Raw genomic sequence first — 20,713 nt, forward strand, 5'->3', positions numbered from 1 at the left:
ATTAATCTTCAAAGATAATCAAAATGAGCCCAAAAAACCATAAAGTACGAGTAGGAATTTCAATCGGAGATTTCAATGGCATCGGTCCGGAAATCATCATGAAATCCCTGTCAGACAAAACCATTACGGACTTTTTCACTCCTGTAATTTTCGGCTCGGGAAAATTATTTACCTACCAGAAAAATATTTTCAAGCTTGCTATAAATTTCAACTATATCAATGAAGCTTCACAGGCACAGGAAGGAAAGATCAATATGGTTAACCTTGTGAAGGAAAACTCGATGGTTGAACTGGGGACACCTACTGAAGAATCCACAAAAATGGCAATCGATTCCCTGGAAGCCGCTACGGAAGCTCTGATAAAAAGTGAGATTGACGTTCTGGTTACCGCTCCTATCAATAAAGACGAGATGGTGAAGATGGGCTTTAAACATGCCGGACACACAGGATATTTTGAAGAAAAATTCAATAAAAAAGGACTGATGTTCCTGGTGACCGATGATCTGAAGGTAGCCGTACTGACGCACCACATCCCTATTGCACAGGTAGCAGAAAATATTTCCAAGGAAAAAATAAAAAAACAAATCAGGCTCCTGAACCAGACATTGATTGAAGACTTTAATGTATCAAGGCCGAAAATTGCCGTTCTGGGGCTAAATCCGCATTCAGGCGACGGCGGCGTAATCGGGAATGAGGAAATTGAAATTATTGCACCGGCGATTAAAGAACTTTCTGACAACGGAATCCTTGCTTTCGGGCCGTTCCCTGCAGACAGCTACTTCCAGCCGGGCAAATATAAAAACTTCGATGCTGTTCTTGCCATGTATCACGATCAGGGACTGGCTCCGTTTAAAACGTTAGCGTATGAAGAAGGCGTAAACTATACGGCCGGGCTTCCGTTCATCAGGACTTCTCCTGATCACGGAACAGCGTATGACATTGCGGGTAAGGGCATTGCGGATGAACAGAGCTTCAGCGAGGCGATGTTCACGGCCATTAAAATTTTTAAGAACAGGAGCGAATACAATGATTTGATGAGCAACCGCCTGCAGCTGAGAAAAATGGCTGTAGACAACGGGATTGATGAAGATCTGCCGCAGGAAACTGAGGGTTAAATCTTTAATACAGATTTTAAATTTATTTGTTATAAAATTTATTTGTTATTATAAAAAAATTGCATATTTTTGCACACTCATTTTATGGACAAGTTAAGAAACTATGATATCAGCTTTTCCGGACTGAAAACCGGCAAGCACGAGTTCAGACTTGAGATAGATAAAGGGTTCTTTCAATTGTTTGACACTGAACAGGAATTTACAAATCCCAGAATTACAGCAGATGTTTTATTAGATAAACATTCTACATTTCTGGAGTTTGATATTAAAGTTAAGGGGACGGTAGAATTGGTCTGTGACATCACAACCGAAAATTTCGATCACCCTGTAGAAAATGATATACGGGTTCTGGTGAAATTCGGAGAGGAATATGATGACAGCGAAGAAGATGTTATTACCATCCCTGCCAATGACCATGCTTTCAATATAGCGCAGCTGGTTTACGAAAGTGTCGTACTTTCTATTCCTATGAAGAAAGTATCACCTGAGGTAAGCGATGAAGATCTGGCAATACTGGATAAGTTCAGCCCGAAAGAAACCGAAGAAGAGGAAGAACACAAGAGCGATCCCAGATGGGACGCGTTAAAAAATTTAAAGAATAAAAATTAAATAGTTTAATGATGAGATGGTGAATCTCATCACTCATCAATTAAAAAAGTTATTAGAAAATGGCACATCCAAAGAGAAGACAGTCGTCCACAAGAAGAGATAAGAGAAGAACTCACTACAAAGCTGTAGTTCCTCAATTGGCTAAAGATGCAACAACAGGAGAGCTTCACCTGTACCACAGAGCTCACTGGCATGAAGGGAAATTATACTACAGAGGAAAAGTAGTATTGGAAAAAGAAGTAGCTGCTACTGAAGAAAATTAAGAGTCGCTTTTCATCGAAAAACACTCGTTTTAATACAAAAACCGTCTGATTTTTATAAAATTTGACGGTTTTTTGTTGTTTTTTATGTTTTTTTGGTATCTTTGGCACCAAATCAAATATCAAATTTATGGACATTAAAGACATACAAAATCTTATCAAGTTTGTATCCAAAGCAGAAGTTTCTGAAGTAAAATATAAAACTAAAGATTTCGAAATCACTATTAAAACTCCATTGGCAGGAAGTGATGTTGCTTATGCTCAGCCTGCAGTTTACCACACTGCACCACAGCAAATGGCTGCTGCGCCGGCACCTGCTGCTGCACCTTCATCTTCCGAAAAAGCTGAAGCGGCATCTGATGACAGTAAATATGTAACCATCAAATCCCCTATGATCGGTACGTTCTACAGAAAGCCTTCTCCGGATAAAGAAGTGTTCGTAAATGTTGGTGACGAAGTTTCTAACGGAAAAGTGGTATGCGTTATTGAAGCAATGAAGCTGTTTAACCAGATTGAATCTGAAGTAAGCGGAAAGATCGTCAAGATTTTAGTGGATGACGCTACGCCGGTAGAATATGACCAACCTTTATTCTTAGTAGATCCATCTTAATTTAGAAATTAGATGTTAGGCATTAGATGTTAGATTTTTCTTACATTCAACATAACATTATCTGATTTTCAAATTATCTAATTTTCAAATTTAAGAAGATGTTCAAAAAAATATTAATTGCCAATCGTGGCGAAATTGCAATGCGTATCTTACGTACTTGTAAAGAAATGGGGATCAAAACCGTTGCGGTATATTCTACTGCCGATAAAGACAGCCTTCATGTAAGGTTTGCTGATGAAGCAGTTTGTATCGGCCCTGCAATGAGTAAAGATTCTTACCTGAAAATCCCCAACATTATTGCTGCGGCAGAAATTACCAATGCCGACGCGATACATCCTGGCTACGGGTTTTTATCTGAAAATGCCAATTTCTCAAGAATCTGCCAGAAGAACGGTATTAAGTTTATCGGTGCCACGCCTGAACAGATTGAAAAAATGGGTGATAAAGCCAATGCAAAGGCAACCATGAAAGCGGCCGGCGTACCTTGCGTGCCCGGATCTGACGGATTGATTGAATCCTACGAGCATGCTGTAAAAGTTGCTGAAGAAACCGGATATCCGGTCATGATCAAAGCGACTGCAGGAGGCGGCGGAAAAGGGATGAGAGCAGTATGGAAAGCCGAAGACCTTAAAGATCACTGGGAATCTGCAATTCAGGAAGCCGTAGCAGCATTCGGAAACGGAGGCATGTATATGGAAAAACTGATCGAAGAGCCTAGGCACATTGAGATCCAGGTTGCCGGCGACCAGTTCGGTAAAGCCTGCCACCTTTCTGAAAGAGACTGTTCCGTACAAAGAAGAAACCAGAAGTTAACGGAAGAAACACCTTCTCCGTTTATGACGGATGAACTTCGTAAGCAAATGGGTGAAGCAGCGGTGAAAGCGGCAGAATTCATCGGTTACGAAGGGGTGGGAACCATTGAGTTCCTTGTGGACAAGCACAGAAATTTCTATTTCATGGAAATGAACACCAGAATCCAGGTAGAACACCCGATTACTGAACAGGTAATTGACTATGACCTGATCAGGGAGCAGATTCTTCTGGCTGCGGGAACTCCGATTTCAGGGGTTAACCATTATCCTAAACTTCATTCTATTGAGTGCAGAATCAATGCGGAAGATCCGTATATTGATTTCAGACCTTCTCCGGGAAAAATTACCGGATTGAATATTCCGGGCGGACACGGGGTAAGAGTTGATACTCACGTATATTCAGGGTACACAATTCCTTCCAACTATGACTCAATGATTGCAAAGCTGATCACTACGGCCCAAACCCGTGATGAAGCGATTGCAAAAATGAGACGCGCTCTGGAAGAGTTTTACATTGAAGGGGTAAAAACAACCATTCCTTTCCACAGGCAGCTGATGGATAATGAAGATTATCTTGCCGGAAACTACACCACAAAATTCATGGAGGATTTTGTAATGGACAGAAAATATGATAATCATTAAGATTATTTCTTGATACATTTTAAACTGCCTCTTTTCGGGGCAGTTTTTTTATTATCCACTGTTGATTCTTCGGTTATCATTACCGTTCAGCTCTATTTACAACTTCTTTACGGTTCTTTCTAAGTTGATCAGTTCTTATACCAATTCATAAGTTTCTGATTTACAATAATGAATTTCACCTAACATTTGTTAGTCGCAGAACTACTACAGTTTTTAAAGTTTCTTCTATTTCCTGATACTTATCGTTTAATTACTTCTATTTTTGGTGACATAGATACCCTATCACATTATATTAACAATTAAAATTTACGATCATGGCAGAAAAAAATTCAAGAGGAATTTTAAAATTCAACGGCGGAGAAGGACAGAAGTTATTAAAGCTTAACTACAGTGTATCCCGTTCCACAGACGTATCAGGAAGAGTGGCATCTGACCCTTCTGATGCACTGATTAAAATTACAGTAGAAGCTACAGAAAAATCAGACATTCTGGAAAGCCTTCTTAACGGTAAGTACAAACCTACAACCGGAGAGATTACCTTCAACAAGTCTCACGAAGAAGGAACATTAACTACCTTAAAGTGGGAAAACGGATATGTAATCCAGCATGAAGTAGACTTTGATGCCATAGATGACAACAGTATGTACATTTCATTTGTTGTGAGCGCAGAGCAGATTGATCTTGGAACTTCTTCTTACAGAGGAGAATGGCCGACCTCTTAAGGATACAATTCCTAAAGTAATAAAACAGCAGACAGAACGGTAAACCCATCATAAGGGATGCTGTTCTGTTTTTTAGCTATGCTATCTGTCTTTTAATTTCTCACGGAAGAAAGCAGATGATACAGGATTTCAGATCCGGTTTTTAACTGACACCAAAACATCAATGATCATGGAAGAAAGCAATTTTTCATTCCGCTCCAACTCCTATAATAATTCCGCCAATGCAGATAAAATCTCCGGGAACCATATTTCCGGGATTAACCGTGTGGTAAAGCTGGATATTGTAATAGAAGGAAAGTCCGTCAATCACTTTAAACATTTCCGCTTACAGCAGAGCGCAAGACGTCATCACCATTTCGAACTTATTCTTGCCCATGATTCTTTGGGATCTGCCCAGAACCATAATCTCGAAGAGGCCCGCCAGTTCCTAGGCAAGCGGATTACCGTAGTTTTTAAATATAAGGATTACGAAAATGAAAGCCCTGAAAGAACTTTCGTAGGGGTTATTACCAAAGCAGCATTCAGCCAGGAAAAGATGAGCCTCGGCAATATTGTCCTTAAAGGCCAAAGCCCTACCATACTGATGGACTCTGCTCCCCATACACAGAGTTTCGGAGGCACACAGACTGTTAATACAGGAATTATTGCAGATAAAATTATCAAAGAAACATTAGGTTCTTCTAAATTCGACTTTAGAGTGGATCCTCAAAATAAAAGTTATATCAATTACAGCTCACAGTATAACGAAACCCATTACAATTTTCTTGCAAGAACTGCAGAGGCATATGGTGAGCAGTTTTATTATGACGGCGAAGTTCTTCACTTTGGGAAACTGCCGCCATCTGAAAAGCCGGTCCGTCTTATTTACGGCAGCAATGTAAGCGATGTACAGGTAGAGCTGAAAGCAGTCCATATAAAACCTGAGTTTTTCGGCTATAACAGCAGCAGCCACACTAAAATGGAAGGTGCTGAAAGCAGCATCAGACATCCGGGGGAAATTCCGGCTAAGGCGTATGAACTGAACAGCAATATCTTTAAAACACGCTCACTCTCCCCTGCCCCGGTTAATGCCAATATGATTGTAGACCTTGATGATTCACAGAAAAGTGCAGCCGGAAGTGCAGCGGTAGAGGTTTTTACCGTTTCAGGTAACACTACGGTTCCGTTTCTGTATCCGGGATGCTGCGCAGACATTGAAATGCGTAAGCCCGATACCAGCCAGACCTCTTATTTTACAAAAGTAACGGTTACAGAAGTTCTCCATGAAGTCAATGCAAGAGGATATTACACCGGAAGTTTTGAGGCTGTTGCCGAAGGGACAGGATTTATGCCTAAACCGGATTTTATTATCCCTGATGCGCAGCCGCAGATCGCTACTGTCATTTCCAATACCGATCCTATGAATCAGGGAAGGATACAGGTACAGTTTGACTGGCAGCGGAATCCTGACATGACCCATTTTATCAGAATGATGAGCCCGGATGCAGGCGGAACAGATGCCATTACCCAGAACAGAGGCTTTGTAGCCATTCCTGAAGTGGGAGACCAGGTTATGATAGGGTTTGAATACCATCATCCTGATTTTCCTTTCGCAATGGGCGGGATGTTTCACGGACAGGTGGCTTTGGGAGGCGGACTGAATAACCACATCAAATCCATCCAGACCAGAAGCGGCAATAAAATCATCTTCAATGATCAGGATGGAAGTATTTTTATAGAAGATCCAAGCGGGAATACATATTTAATGGACGGGAAAGGAAATATTACCGTAAATGCCCCTAAAAACATGACATTCACTGCAGGAGAAAATATACAGATCAATGCAGGCCGTAACATTATTGCCTCCGCACAGAGAAACATCAACATTATGGCCGGTGAGGATATCACTGAAACGGCAAATGACGACTACAGCCTGACGGCCAGCAATATTATTGAAACGGCAGAAGCAGGACGGAGCTCCAGGGCAAAAAACATTACGGAAAATATGGAAGCCGGCTCTTATATCAGCACAAAGGATGCAATTAATGTGGAAAGTGCTAAGGAGGTTAACATCAACAGTGGCAAACAGGTAAAAATGCAGTAAAATGGCTGGCGAAGGCGGAAATATCATACGGAATGTCTTTGGCAAATCCTACAAGGAAGCAGAACACATCATGAAAGATGCTTCCCGGGGCAGCCTTGACTTTAAATCACCACAGGAAAACACTTTTTACGGTAAGAAAGGAGGAAAGAAACTGGATGATTACCAGGCTAAAAAAGACAATACGCTGCTGGTAACGAAAGTAGAAGGCCCGCTTGATGACAGCGGTGGCAAAATACGCAAACCCAGAGAGGGAGAGAAACACTGGTTCAGGGCAACATTCAACAGGCCTGCAGCAAAAAATGAATATAAGAAAATTTCATGGCAGGTGAAAATCAACGGAGCGCGTGTCCCATTCTTTTTTGATTATTCTTCTCTGGAAGGAAGCACACAGACCCTACAGGTGAAATTACCGTGCTATGATATGCGTGCCTATGCTTATTTTAAAACCCCGATTGACAAGGCAAGTGTAGAGGTAAAAATAAATAATCCACTCCCTGTTTATATTGACAGATTTAAGGTCAAAGGAAAAGACAGGCAGGGGGTTAACTTAGCCGATGATTTATGTTACGGCCTCGGAGTATCCAATCAGTATCCGTCAAGATATACCCTTCAGTATGTGGAAAGCAAAGGAATCTGGATTAAATCAGAGATCAGCAATAAGACGGATGAAGAATTGTGGACAGGCTTTAAGCGGATGGTGACCGATCTTTTTTCCGTAGGGGAACTGGAAGCGGTTGCACTGGATATGATTGAAAAATTCAGGAGAAGTGAAGGCGGTGAGTATACCAATCCGGTTCTGACAAAGCATGTGCAGGAACACCCTTCAAGTCAGAGGTTCTGCATAAGCATTGAAGATGAAATTGCCGACAGAATTAAAAAGAACAATGGAAATACCGCTTCCATTGAGGATGATGAAATACACTTCACCGATAATGAAATAGGAAAATTCGGGAACCGCGGTTGGGGACACCCGCAGTTTTCAACATTAAAAGATACGTTTTTAGGCGGCCTTACCATCTGTATGAATGATACATGGGCATATGAGGTCAAGTTAACGGGATTCAGTAAATCAGGCAACGGAGCTTATGATGCTACTTATAAAGTAACGTTATATGACCATTTTGGCCTTGATATGCCGGATATAGAAAAAAAATACTATTACCTGCTTGGATTCAGATACTGGTTTATCCTGCAACACATCAGAGGATACAAGCCTTTTATCACCAAAGTGGAATTTGAAAAGACCTTTAAAGAAAATATTTCTGCCGGAAAAGCAGAGCGGCAAAGCCGGAGAAGAGCTGTAAAGGAACGGGAAGACCATCTTAGAAACATGGGACGGAGAAGACCGGGAGAATATTAACCGTCAGTCGATTTATCAGTAAAGAACAGTTATTACCACGAAAAAATGAAACATTTGCCATTTATAAAAATTTTCATCACACTCACTTTTTTTCTTTTAACCACAATATGCTGTGACAAAGAGAAGAATGAATTTATCCCTTTGGATCATATGACCTTTACAAATTCTTATTATAAAAATTCTGTGAAGATCTCATATTATGTGCTGATTAATGATCCTGATTCCGAAGATAACGTATTGAAAACTGAAATTATCCGATATGTTAAAAACAGGATGCAGAACAACCAGGCCCTGAAAGATCCGAATACAGTTTCGTTAAACTTTGTATTTTATAAAAAGACAGGCAACACCTCTTATTTTATGAACCATAAGGAAGATCCCGGCGGATTGATGAGTGAAGAAATATCTCATTACAGAGAAGATTATATTGCCAATTATAATATCAGTAAATGCAACGGAGGGAAAACAGAAAAAATCTACCTGCATGACCTGACGGAAGAGACTGTAGTGAATGGCTGTAACTAACAGTAAAATATTAATCAACACACATGGAAGAAAACCGGGTAAAGCCTTTTCAGAAATATTCGTCAGAAGCATACACCTATCAGGTGGAAAATATGCTTGAAATACGGTTTGGTGAAACCAAAGGCTTCCATTCATCTTATAAAGTTACCTTAGAGGAAACTGAAAATGAAGACCGGACGAAAACCTGGAACATAGAGAAAACAGAAGATACTCCCCTGCCGTCTGAAAATAACTTTATGGAAATTCTTCACGAACTGGAAAAGAGCTCTTATCCTGTAAAAATACAGGTAGATGAAAAAGGCGTATTCTTAAAGGCAGCAGATCATCAGAAATACATAGAAAGCTGGAAACAGAAAACCGAAGGCATTCATGAAAAATACGGAAACAGCGACCTGTTCAGAGAACAATATCTCACGACTTTAGAGAATGAGGAAATTTTTTACAAAAATAAATATAAGGAGCCTTTCTGGAATCTTCTGCTTTTTGCACCGTCTTATGTGGACAACGGAGGTGAAAATCCGGAATCTGTGGTATGGCATATCAAAGGAATAGGAAATCTGGAATGTCCCGGAATTATCCGGGCTGAGCAAAGAGAGTACGGTTTTGATTCTTTTTTTACTTCAGAAATACACGTACCGGATACAATCAAAGAAGAGATCAATAAGAAATATGTGCGTCAGGCAGGGCAATATAAAGCACAACTGACCATACAGATGCAATACCTTTCCCGGAAAAAGCGGTATGCAGAAAAGAAAGCAGCATTCATTCTGTCAGACAGGGATGAAACAGTGTACCAGGAGACAAGCAGTATTACATAACTTTATGAACATCATATGATATGGCGAATAAAGGATTTATCATTGTAGAAGGAGCTACCGCGTACTGCAGCAGTTCCGTAGCCAATAACTCAAAAGGGACTGCTGTTCCGATGGAAGTAAAAAGCCAGAAAAAAAAACTCGGCAAAAACAAATATTTCGCCCAAAGCAAGCCTGTGGCTACCTACCTGGATGATAAAGCCGAAAGTTTTGGCGGAGGCAACGGATTTGGCAGCTGCAAAGGCTCAGACGGCAAATCATACCCATGCAAAGGAAAATGCAGTCTCAAATACAAAGATTATTATGAAAATGTAGAGTTTAACAAAAGCATGAAAGTCCTGCTGGATATTTCTACAGCTACCTGCCCGGGATATGGTGTTCCCGGAAACATTGCATTTGCAACCACCGGACAGGCTAATAATGTTTCGCAGATCGATGTAAAGGAAGCAGACGAATTCTCTGTAGCCAACACTTCGCCGCAATGGGAAACACCAGGCCCCTCTTCCGCCACAACATCAGTGAACAGTGTGTCAATGACACTCCCGATTCCTGCGGCAAAACCAACCGGGACCTATTATTATGTACAGCTGCCTGAAAACCCCTTTGCTCCTTTCTTAAATTCGTTTTCCACAGATAATATTATCCTGAATGCCCAGTTTAAAGGCGATGCCACAAAAATCATCTGGGCTCTTTTCAAAGGAGAAGATATTAAAGACAAAGTAAAAACTTTTATTGGCTTGGGAAGTGTTTTCAATCAGTCTTTAAGCAAGACTTTTAACAGCCTTCCGGAAGGGAAATACAGGCTGGAAGCCTACGGAAAAAAACCCGGTGATAAAAACTGTGCGGTTATTATTGAAGTAGTAAAAGATTTCGTTAAAAAAATTGTTATTCCGGGAGCTTCTACCCTAATCAATATCCCAATACCTGTATCCGTAGAATACAAGCTGAATGCCAATACCGACCGGATGAAAATCCTGAACGGAAATACATTTATGCCTCTGGCCAATACAGCGCACTGGCGGATAAAACAGGGCACAACAGTATTATATAACAGTCATTCCGGAACTGCCTCGCCTCATCTTGTGGGTGTATTAAGAGCTGGAGGAACAGCAACCCTCAGTTTTAAGAATGCCGGAAAATATACCGTAGAAGCATTTACAGATCCCAATGATCCCAAACCGGAATCTGTGGAAATTAAAATTGAGAATGCATTGGGCGTAATGGGTGTCAGCGGAGAAGCCGGGCTGCTCCGGTCTGTGGATATGCTTAAAGTACAGGCTTCAAAATTCAATGTAGCCTATCTTCCGGCCGTAGGGAAAACAGTCCATTGGTACCTTAAAAAAGAAGGAAAAGGAAGAATCGCGGCGTTTGAAGGTTCATCCTCTTTCAAAACTGCCATAATCAATAAAAGAGCCGATGCCTTTCTCAGCCAGGATGCACAGCTCTCCACCGGAGATTATTTGGGGAAATACGTTCTGGAAGCCTATGCCAGTCCGCTCGGAGCCGGGAAACAGCCTGCATTTACAGGATCTGACACCTTCCATTTTGAGATTATTAAAAATGTCATTGATAAATTTACACTTCCGGCAGGAAACATTCCTAAAGGAACAAAAGTAAAATATACAGCCACTGCAAGAATTACAGCACTGGCAGGAAACGAAGCCATAAAAACAGAAATTCCGCAAGGCGTTACTGACAACGGAGACGGAACGCTTACCTTCAATGAACTCGGAGAATTTACCGTTTTCGCCTATTTAACAGGCGACAGTACGGATCGTAAAAAAATTGAAACCAAAATAAAAGTTTCCCAACCTGCCGTAAAAAGAGCACTCTGGGCTTATGGAACCGGTGTTAAACGTACAGAAACCGGTTTCGGAGAAGATACTTATGGCTTTCTGGAAATTGATGGGCTTCAGAATCAAAATCTGAAAGTAAAAGTATGGGTAAAGGGAGAAGGCGATGATTTCTATAAAGAAAAAGATAAATACATGCTGGAGGAAAAAAGTGTAGCGCTTAATAACGAAGGCAAAGCTTCTTTCCTGATTAATACCTCTGAAGAGTATAAGAAAAAACTGGATGCCGCCATTCCCAAAACAGGTGAAAATCCTACGCCCCGATACCGGCTGGTCTTTACTGTAGAACTGCAGGCAGGTACCTCAACAGATGTTGTGCTTCCGGCGGACATTTCAATCGAAGGAATGCGCCCTGTGGTTATAGATGCGGGCACCACCTATCTTGAGGTCCTGGATTCTAATGAAGAACTTTCCATTACTTCTGAACAGGAAATTGTTTCCATTATGTTTTCTACAGAAAACGGAAAGGATATACAGCGCGAACAGACTTTTTATGGAAAAACCCATAAAATCTGGGTACATACCGTTAATATGACCGAAGAAACATTAAAAGTTGATGTTTTCAAAGAAGTTCCCAAAGAAGGCCTTAACGAAAAAGACCATATTGTTTATACCCACGAAAGCAAAGAGACCTACAAGGAAGAAAAAACAGGTAAAGACGGACTATTAGAAGTTTCCTTCACCGCCAAAGAAGAATGGAAAAATCCGCCTAAAAACTTTGATTATTATATTGCACAGGTCTCAAGGCAACTGAAAGATCCCGCCGATCCCAATAAAAAAATCTGGAAAGCTGAAAAAATTCAGGTCACCGTAAACAATACCCTTCCGGCTGATCTGGTACGGACTGAAGACATGGAAAAGCTGGGAATCAGAGCCCGTAAAAAAGATGGAACTCCTTTTACACAGGATGAAATGCTGGAGCTCAGGAAACAGTTTATCTTCTATGAAGCCGGCTGCCTGAAGGTTTCCCAGAAAGAAACCCCGGAAGCTATTGATAATGATGTAATGCCGGTGATGGTGGAAATGGCGGAGGTGAGAAAACAGAAGACCTGTTACTGCAACAGAGACTTTACGGAAACTGAAATGGAAGATCTTATTAAAACAATGACGGGTGGCACTGAAATATGGAAAGGAATTAAAGAAAAATGTGACATTACAGATAAAACAATTAAAAGTTTAACCGCAGAGGTGAATATGATGTTTAAGGGTAATGGGATTAACCGATGTATGCAAAAGATATCCTTTTTAGCCAATGTTTCAGAAGAAACAGGTTTTTTTGTACAGAGTAAGGAAGAACTTAGCAATAATTTATCCAGTAAAAGTACCTACAAGGGAAGAGGTATTCTTCAGATTACAGGAACGGATGATGGAACGGGCTATTATAACAATCCCGGGCCTTATAAAAACTATGGAAAAGCCAGATATGCAGATGCAGATAAATTTCTTAATACTAATGCAGACCTTATTTCCTCAAATCTACACCACACTGTAGATGTAGGGGGATGGATATTCAACTATAAAGAAGTACCTTCATGGGAACTTAACCCTCATAAGACATATTCTCAAGAGCTTAAAGAAACTTTAGCATGGAAACGCAGTTATTTTAGTAAGGGCCTTGGAAAAAACCTTAATCAACTGGGACTATTGATGGAACAGGAAGAAGAGAAGTATTTTTTCTTACAGGGAAAAATATTGAATGGATACTCTCCCTCCCACAGACTTGAGAGACCACCTAATGGATGGGCAGGGCGCAAGAAAGCTTTGCAAAAACTAAAAGTATGGTTTAAGTATGATAAAAATGTTTGTAATGGAGAAGAGGTTGTATTACCAAATCTTGAAGGAAGAGCTCCATGGATGGAACTGGTATGGAAAGAAGAAGCAAGAAATCTGGTAGAAACCGGAAGTAATAAAGAAATTCAAAAATTCTTTGATGGCACACCTTATGAAAGCCAGATGAAAGATGGTACAAAAAATGAGACAGATATCGCATGGTGTGCAGCATTCATCAACTGGGTTATGAAACATTACGGATATGAAGGAGTTACAACAGATAAAGGATACGATGCCGTACGAGCTTTAAAATGGGCTACTTGGGCAGAAGGAAAAGATTTAGGAAAACCTGTATATGGAGCTATTGCTGTAAAAACAAGATCCGGAGGAGGTCATGTGGGATTTGTAGCAGGCAAAAAAGGAGATAAAGTCGTTATATTAGGAGGAAATCAATCACAAAAACTGTATTGCGTGTCTTATAATACTTCTGACTATTTTGCATATGTAGTCCCTAAAAATTATGAAATTACAGAAGCAGATTATAACCTGCCTGAATATAAAGGAAATCCAGGAACAAAAGGATCTGAACAATAAAATAATTAAAATGGAAAATAGATTTTTAATCGGCTTACTTTTTATCTTATCATTTTTGGGTTCATGCCAGGAAAAAAAGGCCAGCAATACAAATATCCAACAAAGCACGAATAGTTTAAAACCTAATCAAGACATTAATACCATGCTGAAAAAACAATTAGAGTACGGAAAACCGTCCTTTGACAATCCGTATCAGTATTCAGAAAAAGATTTGGAGGTAACGGTAACTATGTTAAGCCAGATTCTTACAGACAATGGCTATAAACCGGTTAGTAATGAGCAATTCAATACCAAAATAAAACAGATATTCAACAGGATGATTGATCCAAAATCAGCCAGCAATTTTCTATACGTTAATTTTTTAAATCAATGTGACCGGTCTTCTAATTATACCCCTAATGATGCAGAAAATAACGGAACATTCATAATAAAGAATCTAAACTTCATTACTGATCTCTACCCCATTCCATATATTATTGATTATCAGAAATCATATAATGAGGCAGCACAGGAGGAGGATGCGTCTTCAAAAACCTATAAGGATGCAAATGGTAATGAAGTGAAAAAATATTTATGGAAAGATATTTCCAATCTTAAAGAACAACGCAAAAAAAACATCCAGACATTAACAGCCCGCAATATGTATCTGTTCAATGATAGCAAAGCCCAATATAAATGGCTTATCCTCAATGACCAATATTTCATGGAAAAATTGGTTAAAACTTTTGGATATACTGAAGATTCAGAACTGCTGAAATGGGTAATTGAAAAAACTAAATTTGACAAAAATAATCCATCAGACTATGGCAAATTATTCTGGACAAAAGAGTGCGATGGAAATGTAAGATTACATGCCAACACATTTAAATTATTGCAAAAATTATATATCCCGAATGATCCTTCAGAAAACAGATTTATTCTGGATCATATTAAAGATTATTTAGAATATTTAGGGAATAAAGAAACATCTCAGAACGAGAATCTGACACCAGTAGAAAGAACAAAAATAATGTCAAATCTGGCTTATTTTGTAGAACAGTATAAATATGATCCGAAATTTGATGAAGATAATAAAATGATGGGGAGACTGCGTTTTTTCTTAGATGATCAAGATGTAGAGATTTTGAAAAAGAATAATTACTTCGGGCTCCCAAAATTCAAAGAATGGTGGGACAATGCAGATTATGATGAATATTTTGTAACGGAGTGTGAATATGAAGGATCCTGTGGTTCAGGCTATCAACCTATGAACTATACAGAATGGCGAAAACAAAATCCTAAGAAATAATCTCAAAGCATACTCAAAGATATAAAACCTGAATTGCTTTATTTTTAAAACAGAAATTTTCTTTAACCTTCTCATTGTTACTGAAAGTACACTGTATATTGTGCAATCTACTGCATTATGTTTTTGTTAATGCATCTCATTAATAATGCTTAAATTTGCGGAAAAGCAAAAAGAATATGTCAGCAGTAGAATTAACAGAAAAAAACTCACAGTACTTCATTGATCTTGAAGATAAGCACGGCGCACACAATTACCACCCCCTTCCCGTAGTTTTAGACAGAGGAGAAGGTGTTTTCGTATGGGATGTGGAAGGTAAGAAGTATTATGATTTTCTTTCAGCATATTCTGCGGTAAACCAGGGACATTCTCATCCGAAGATTGTAGAAGCTCTGGTAAGCCAGGCTAAAAAATTAGCTTTGACATCAAGAGCGTTTTACAACTCAAATCTGGGAGAATACGAACAGAAAATCACTACCCTGTTCGGCTTTGATAAAGTTCTGCCTATGAATTCAGGAGCGGAAGCCGTAGAAACGGCCGTAAAATTAGCCCGGAAATGGAGCTATGAAATTAAAGGAATTTCAGAAAATGCAGCAAAAATTATTGTCTGCGAAAATAATTTCCACGGAAGAACCACAACAATTGTTTCTTTTTCCAATGATCCGGATGCCAACCAGAATTACGGGCCTTTCACACCGGGTTTTATTAAAATTCCATATAATGACACTGCAGCTTTAGAAGAAATTTTAAACAGGGAAGCCGGAAATATTGCTGCCTTTTTGGTAGAACCGATCCAGGGTGAAGCTGGGGTTTATGTTCCTGATGAAGGTTTCCTGAAAAATGCTTCTGAAATCTGTAAAAAACATAATGTCCTGTTCATTGCAGATGAAGTGCAGACGGGAATTGCAAGGACGGGGAAATTAATTGCCTGTCATCACGAAGAGGTTCAGCCGGACATTCTTATCTTAGGAAAAGCCCTTTCGGGAGGAATGTATCCTGTTTCAGCGGTCCTGGCCAACAATGAAATCATGAATGTTATCAAGCCCGGACAGCACGGTTCCACTTTTGGAGGAAACCCGATTGCCTGTGCCGTAGCCGTAGCTGCTTTGGATGTTGTAGAAGAAGAAAAACTTTCTGAAAGAGCTGAAGAATTAGGTAAGTTATTCAGATCGGAGATTGAAAAAATTATTGAGAAAAGCTCCCTGATCACAAAAGTGAGAGGAAAAGGCCTATTAAATGCCATTCTAATTAATGATTCACCCGAAAGTTCCACAGCATGGAACCTTTGCCTTCAATTAAAGGAAAACGGCCTTCTGGCCAAACCGACCCACGGAAATATCATCAGATTGGCTCCGCCGTTGGTTATCACAGAAGAACAGCTGATGGATTGTGTGAGGATTATTGAGAAAACCATCACCGAATACAAATAGAATTTAATAAATATAAAAGATAGTACAGCATGGTGAAAACCATGCTTTTTATTTAAACTGCTGACATAAAGCAATTTTTCTTAAAGATACTTCGTAAAAACCAGCTAAATCTTTATGTAAAAATTAAAACTTATCTTTGGACTATAAAATTTGTGATGAATATAAGTGGGTTGATCATAACTTATAATGAAGAAAAAAACATTCAGCAGGTTCTTGAATGCTTCGGTTTATGTGATGAAATTATTGTAATCGATTCTTTCAGTACAGATAAAACCGTTGAAATTGCAAAAACTTTCCCAAATGTAAAAGTGGTTCAAAATAAGTTTGAAGATTTTACCAAGCAGAGAAATTTAGCTTTGGATGAGGCTAAAAATGATTGGGTGCTGTTTTTAGATGCGGATGAAAGAATCACGCCTCCATTAAAACAGGAAATTATTGACGAGTTTAAAAAACCGGAGCAGAAGGATGCTTATTATTTCTACAGAAAATTTTATTTTGCCCAAAAGCCAATTCACTATTCAGGAACGCAAACTGACAAAAATTTCAGGCTTTTCCGGAAGTCCAAGGCACGCTATACACCAGATAAAAAAGTACATGAAACCCTGAATGTAAAGGGTTCGGTGGGAGAACTTACCAATAAGCTTCTTCATTATTCAGTATCAGATTATGAATCTTATAAACAGAAAATGATTCATTATGGTGTTTTAAAAGGGCAGGAACTTTCCTTAAAGGGAAAGAAATTCAATATTTTCGTACAATATTCAAAGACCGCTTTTAAATTCTTTAAGGCATATATTTTGCGTTTAGGAATCTTAGACGGCAAAGAAGGCTGCCAGCTTTCTTATCTGCAGTCATTAAGTGTTTTTGAGACCTATGAATCATTAAAAAAAGAGCAAAATTAACGGGATGAAAATTTGTGTTATCAGTTATGATTTTTGGGGTTATGATCAATATATCGTTGAGACCTTACGGACCAAACATATTGATGCCCACCACATTAAAATAGCTGATGTAACCTATGCTGATTTTAGTGAAAGGGCTGCCAATGCGGTAAGTAAAATATTTTTAAACAAAAATATAAAAGCAGAAAAACGACAGAAATTTGTTTTGGATTCCCTGGAGAAATTAGGATATCAGGATCAGATCCTGGTATTGAATCCTGACACATTTGATTTGTCCACTTTAAAACAGATAAGAAAATGTTCAGACCGTTTAATCACCTATCTTTATGACAGCCTCGACAGGATTCCGGTAGATCAGAGTAAGCTGGAACTTTTTGACAAAATTTTCTCTTTCGATATCCTTGATATACAGCGATACGGATTTGAAAAACTGACCAATTATATTTATCTCCCTCACCTTTCCTGTAATATACAAAATCCGGAAACAGATCTTTTTTATATTACTTCTTATGACCATAAAAGAGTTGCATTTATTAAATTGCTCACAAAGCGGCTCCTTGAATTACATCTGAAATTTCAGATCATGGTAATCGGTAAAAAGGGCTGGAAACATCAGCTTAAAAACCTTTTTATGACTGTTCCGGAAAATCTTAATATCCTGTTCAGTGTAAAAAAAATAAGTCACAAAAAGCTTCCCGAATATTATAAAAATTCACGGGTTTTACTTGATCTCACCCGTGAAAACCAATACGGACTAAGCTTCAGGATTTTTGAAGCTATGGCAATGGAGAAAAAAATCATTACAGATAATAAAATGATTAAAAACTATGATTTTTATAATCCAAATAATATTTTAGTGTTGGATAAAACCTGCAGCAATCTGAACCGGTCTTTTTTTGAATCGTCTTACGAAAAGATTCCGGATATAATTTATAATAATTATACATTAGATTCCTGGACAAAGAAAATCTTTCAGCTGTAATGAAAAACATTCTTATAGTAACAAAAGAGTATAAACATCCTTCTTTACCAAAAGTTGGAGGGACCGGCATTTTTTATAAGAATCTATGTGCAAAATTAAATGATAGCGGACTAAGTGTCAAGGTTTTTCTTATTACCAATAATAAATATCAAATAGAGGATGAGAATGTAGAAATATATGCTATAAAGGATATTTTCAAATCTAATTTTGCTTTAGAATTTATCAGATCTATTTCCGGAAAAATTGGCTTATTAAATTCACTTCATAATAAGATATATTTATTAGAAAAAAGAATCATAAAAAAAAAATTAGGTAAATGGATAAAAATTAATAATTATAACTTCGATATAATTGAAACTCATGATTTTGATGGATTAGCACTTTCTCTTCCAGATAATATTCCTCATATTATACGTTGTCATGGATCTTGGACTATTTTGAAAAAATATTTTGGCTACCAAAATGTCCAGTCAGGAAGAATTTTTTGCGAGAAGCAAGCTTTTAAAAATTCTAAAAACATCATCACCGTTTCAAAATATAGTCAGAAATTAAATTATGAAACTTTTAATGTATATTCTAAAACTATCCATAATGGAATCAATGTTCAGGATTTTACGCCTGACAATACAAAAATTATAGAGCATTCTATTTTTTTTGTCGGTACCGCTTCAAAAGAAAAGGGGTTTTATACTGCACTAGAAACATTCAGATCTATTTTAGAAAAAGAACCTCAGACTACTTTTCATATAATAGGAAATATGACTAAACAGGCAGAAAAGACGCTTGCTTTATTAGATCAAAACATCCGAACACAGATTATATTCTATAATTATTTAGAAAAAAATGAGATTATTGAGAAAATCAGGAAAGCCCATGTTTTACTGTATCCTTCGGAAGGAGAAACTTTTGGGCTTGCACTATGTGAGGCAATGGCATTGAGAAAGCCTGTTATCTGCTCAGGTATTGAGGCTTTTCAGGAAATTATTCAGCATCAGAAGAATGGTATTATTGCTTCTACTAAAAATGATTTTATAGATGCTGTAGAGATGATATTTTCAGATAATATATTGTCAGAAAAAATAAGCAGCAATGCTGAGAATACCATAAAAACAACCTATAATTTAGAAAGTACAGTATTTCACACAATTAATTATTATAATGAATTACTTAAATAAAAGAGTATTATTCTTTTTCCCTGAAAATCCATTTGCAAAGCGTGGAGGAAATATAACCAGAGCCTATACTAATCTTAAACATTTAAAATCTTTAGGATTAAAAATTGATCTGGTAGGTATCGAAGATTTCTACAAAAATTTTGGTGATTCATATGAAGATATAGATAAAAATATAATTGATGATATTCTTATCTTAAAAAGAAGACCCTTAAAAAAATTGTCAAGCTACATTTATTGGAAATATAAAATTATAAAATTCTTCACTAAGAAAAATAAAAGTAACTTCTTTTATACCAAATACTTTCAAGATACATTTGATGATTTTTATAAAGATAAGACTTATGACTATATTATCATAAACTATGAATTCTGGACAGACGTTATCAGAAAACAAAACTTAAAGGGTGCTGTAACAATCATTGATACTCATGACTGGATTACATTAAATGAATTCTATAAAAATAAAGAAATGAATATCGGAAGGAAATTTAATGAAGAAATTAAAAACCTATCTTTTTATGATAAAGTTATTACCATATCATACGATGAATATTTTGTTTTTAAAAGCTTTCTACCCAATAAAGTATTTAATATTCCACCTAGCTTCTCTGAAAATTTTGAAACTGAATTTATTGAAAAAGAGTATGATCTTATCTTTGTAGGCTCTGATAATCCCTTTAATATACACTCTCTTAATTGGTTTGTGGAAAAAGTAATGCCATTGCTTTCCAACATAAATATATGTGTTATCGGAAGAGTATGCAATCATATCCCTGATAAAGCAAATATTAAAAAAATTCCTTTTGCAGATCATCTTGACGAATATTATCATAAAAGCAGAATAGCTATATGCCCGATGTTAGAGGGAACCGGCATTAAAATCAAAGTGGTAGAAGCCCTGTCCTTCGGTTTACCTGTTGTAGGCAATGAAAAAGCAGTTGACGGCTTTATTCAAAAGACAGGTAATGGGTGTATGGTAACTAATGATGAAAAACAGTTCGCCAATATCATTACCCGGCTATGCAGTGATGAAACGCTGTATGAAAAGCAAAGAGAGGAAGCAGTTGAGTTCTTTAAAAATAATTTTTCCGAAAAGAAATCAATAGAACTTTGGAAATCAGTTTTAGAATAGGTGTCCCGTTGCTTCAATCGCTCCCGTTTCATTATTC

17 protein-coding genes are annotated in these 20,713 nt (G+C 37.9%); all 17 read left to right on the forward strand.

What is annotated here, in order from left to right; genetic code table 11:
• Nucleotides 1-23 precede the first annotated feature (23 nt).
• The 17 genes from pdxA (at nucleotide 24) to ASE55_RS01930 (ending at nucleotide 20,676) form a co-directional block, all read left to right on the forward strand.
• A complete protein-coding gene (gene pdxA / locus ASE55_RS01850) occupies nucleotides 24-1,115 on the forward strand; it encodes a 4-hydroxythreonine-4-phosphate dehydrogenase PdxA (RefSeq protein ID WP_056214749.1) in 1,092 nt (363 codons plus the stop codon).
• Nucleotides 1,116-1,199: 84 nt separating this feature from the next.
• Entirely contained in the window at nucleotides 1,200-1,724 is a 525-nt protein-coding gene (locus ASE55_RS01855) for a YceD family protein (RefSeq protein WP_056214752.1), read from the forward strand.
• Between the two features lie 59 nt (nucleotides 1,725-1,783).
• A complete protein-coding gene (gene rpmF / locus ASE55_RS01860) occupies nucleotides 1,784-1,987 on the forward strand; it encodes a 50S ribosomal protein L32 (protein ID WP_002976251.1) in 204 nt (67 codons plus the stop codon).
• A gap of 127 nt (nucleotides 1,988-2,114) precedes the next feature.
• Nucleotides 2,115-2,594 (forward strand): acetyl-CoA carboxylase biotin carboxyl carrier protein, encoded by a 480-nt coding sequence (accB, locus tag ASE55_RS01865; RefSeq protein WP_056214755.1) that lies wholly within the window; start codon nucleotides 2,115-2,117, stop codon nucleotides 2,592-2,594.
• A gap of 98 nt (nucleotides 2,595-2,692) precedes the next feature.
• Nucleotides 2,693-4,048, forward strand: coding sequence for an acetyl-CoA carboxylase biotin carboxylase subunit (accC, locus tag ASE55_RS01870; protein WP_056214757.1), 1,356 nt, complete (start codon nucleotides 2,693-2,695; stop codon nucleotides 4,046-4,048).
• A 314-nt stretch (nucleotides 4,049-4,362) separates the two neighbouring features.
• A complete protein-coding gene (gene tssD / locus ASE55_RS01875) occupies nucleotides 4,363-4,770 on the forward strand; it encodes a type VI secretion system tube protein TssD (RefSeq protein WP_056214760.1) in 408 nt (135 codons plus the stop codon).
• Between the two features lie 169 nt (nucleotides 4,771-4,939).
• Nucleotides 4,940-6,853, forward strand: coding sequence for a type VI secretion system Vgr family protein (locus ASE55_RS01880; protein ID WP_056214792.1), 1,914 nt, complete (start codon nucleotides 4,940-4,942; stop codon nucleotides 6,851-6,853).
• A 1-nt stretch (nucleotide 6,854) separates the two neighbouring features.
• Nucleotides 6,855-8,213 (forward strand): DUF3289 family protein, encoded by a 1,359-nt coding sequence (locus ASE55_RS01885; protein ID WP_056214762.1) that lies wholly within the window; start codon nucleotides 6,855-6,857, stop codon nucleotides 8,211-8,213.
• Nucleotides 8,214-8,396: 183 nt separating this feature from the next.
• A complete protein-coding gene (locus tag ASE55_RS01890) occupies nucleotides 8,397-8,738 on the forward strand; it encodes a hypothetical protein (RefSeq protein WP_128414472.1) in 342 nt (113 codons plus the stop codon).
• A gap of 23 nt (nucleotides 8,739-8,761) precedes the next feature.
• Nucleotides 8,762-9,556 carry a hypothetical protein gene (locus ASE55_RS01895; RefSeq protein ID WP_056214767.1) on the forward strand — a complete coding sequence of 265 codons (795 nt, stop codon included), beginning with the start codon at nucleotides 8,762-8,764 and terminating at the stop codon, nucleotides 9,554-9,556.
• A gap of 20 nt (nucleotides 9,557-9,576) precedes the next feature.
• Nucleotides 9,577-13,770, forward strand: a complete 4,194-nt coding sequence (locus tag ASE55_RS01900; RefSeq protein ID WP_056214770.1) for a TIGR02594 family protein — start codon at nucleotides 9,577-9,579, stop codon at nucleotides 13,768-13,770.
• 10 nt (nucleotides 13,771-13,780) lie between these two features.
• A complete protein-coding gene (locus tag ASE55_RS20585; protein ID WP_238584970.1) occupies nucleotides 13,781-15,058 on the forward strand; it encodes a hypothetical protein in 1,278 nt (425 codons plus the stop codon).
• Between the two features lie 176 nt (nucleotides 15,059-15,234).
• The gene (gene rocD, locus ASE55_RS01910; RefSeq protein ID WP_056214773.1) at nucleotides 15,235-16,485 is read left to right on the forward strand and encodes an ornithine--oxo-acid transaminase; all 1,251 of its coding nucleotides are present in this window, start codon (nucleotides 15,235-15,237) and stop codon (nucleotides 16,483-16,485) included.
• 155 nt (nucleotides 16,486-16,640) lie between these two features.
• Nucleotides 16,641-17,387, forward strand: a complete 747-nt coding sequence (locus ASE55_RS01915; protein ID WP_056214776.1) for a glycosyltransferase family 2 protein — start codon at nucleotides 16,641-16,643, stop codon at nucleotides 17,385-17,387.
• A gap of 4 nt (nucleotides 17,388-17,391) precedes the next feature.
• On the forward strand, nucleotides 17,392-18,369 hold the full coding sequence (locus ASE55_RS01920) for a hypothetical protein (RefSeq protein ID WP_056214778.1): 978 nt from the start codon (nucleotides 17,392-17,394) through the stop codon (nucleotides 18,367-18,369).
• A complete protein-coding gene (locus ASE55_RS01925) occupies nucleotides 18,369-19,544 on the forward strand; it encodes a glycosyltransferase family 4 protein (RefSeq protein WP_056214781.1) in 1,176 nt (391 codons plus the stop codon). Before ASE55_RS01920 ends, ASE55_RS01925 begins: the two co-directional genes overlap by 1 nt.
• Complete coding sequence (locus ASE55_RS01930; protein ID WP_056214784.1) at nucleotides 19,528-20,676, forward strand: glycosyltransferase; 1,149 nt, start codon at nucleotides 19,528-19,530, stop codon at nucleotides 20,674-20,676. Before ASE55_RS01925 ends, ASE55_RS01930 begins: the two co-directional genes overlap by 17 nt.
• Nucleotides 20,677-20,713 lie beyond the last annotated feature (37 nt).

This window comes from Chryseobacterium sp. Leaf201 (assembly GCF_001421435.1).
GTDB lineage: Bacteria > Bacteroidota > Bacteroidia > Flavobacteriales > Weeksellaceae > Chryseobacterium.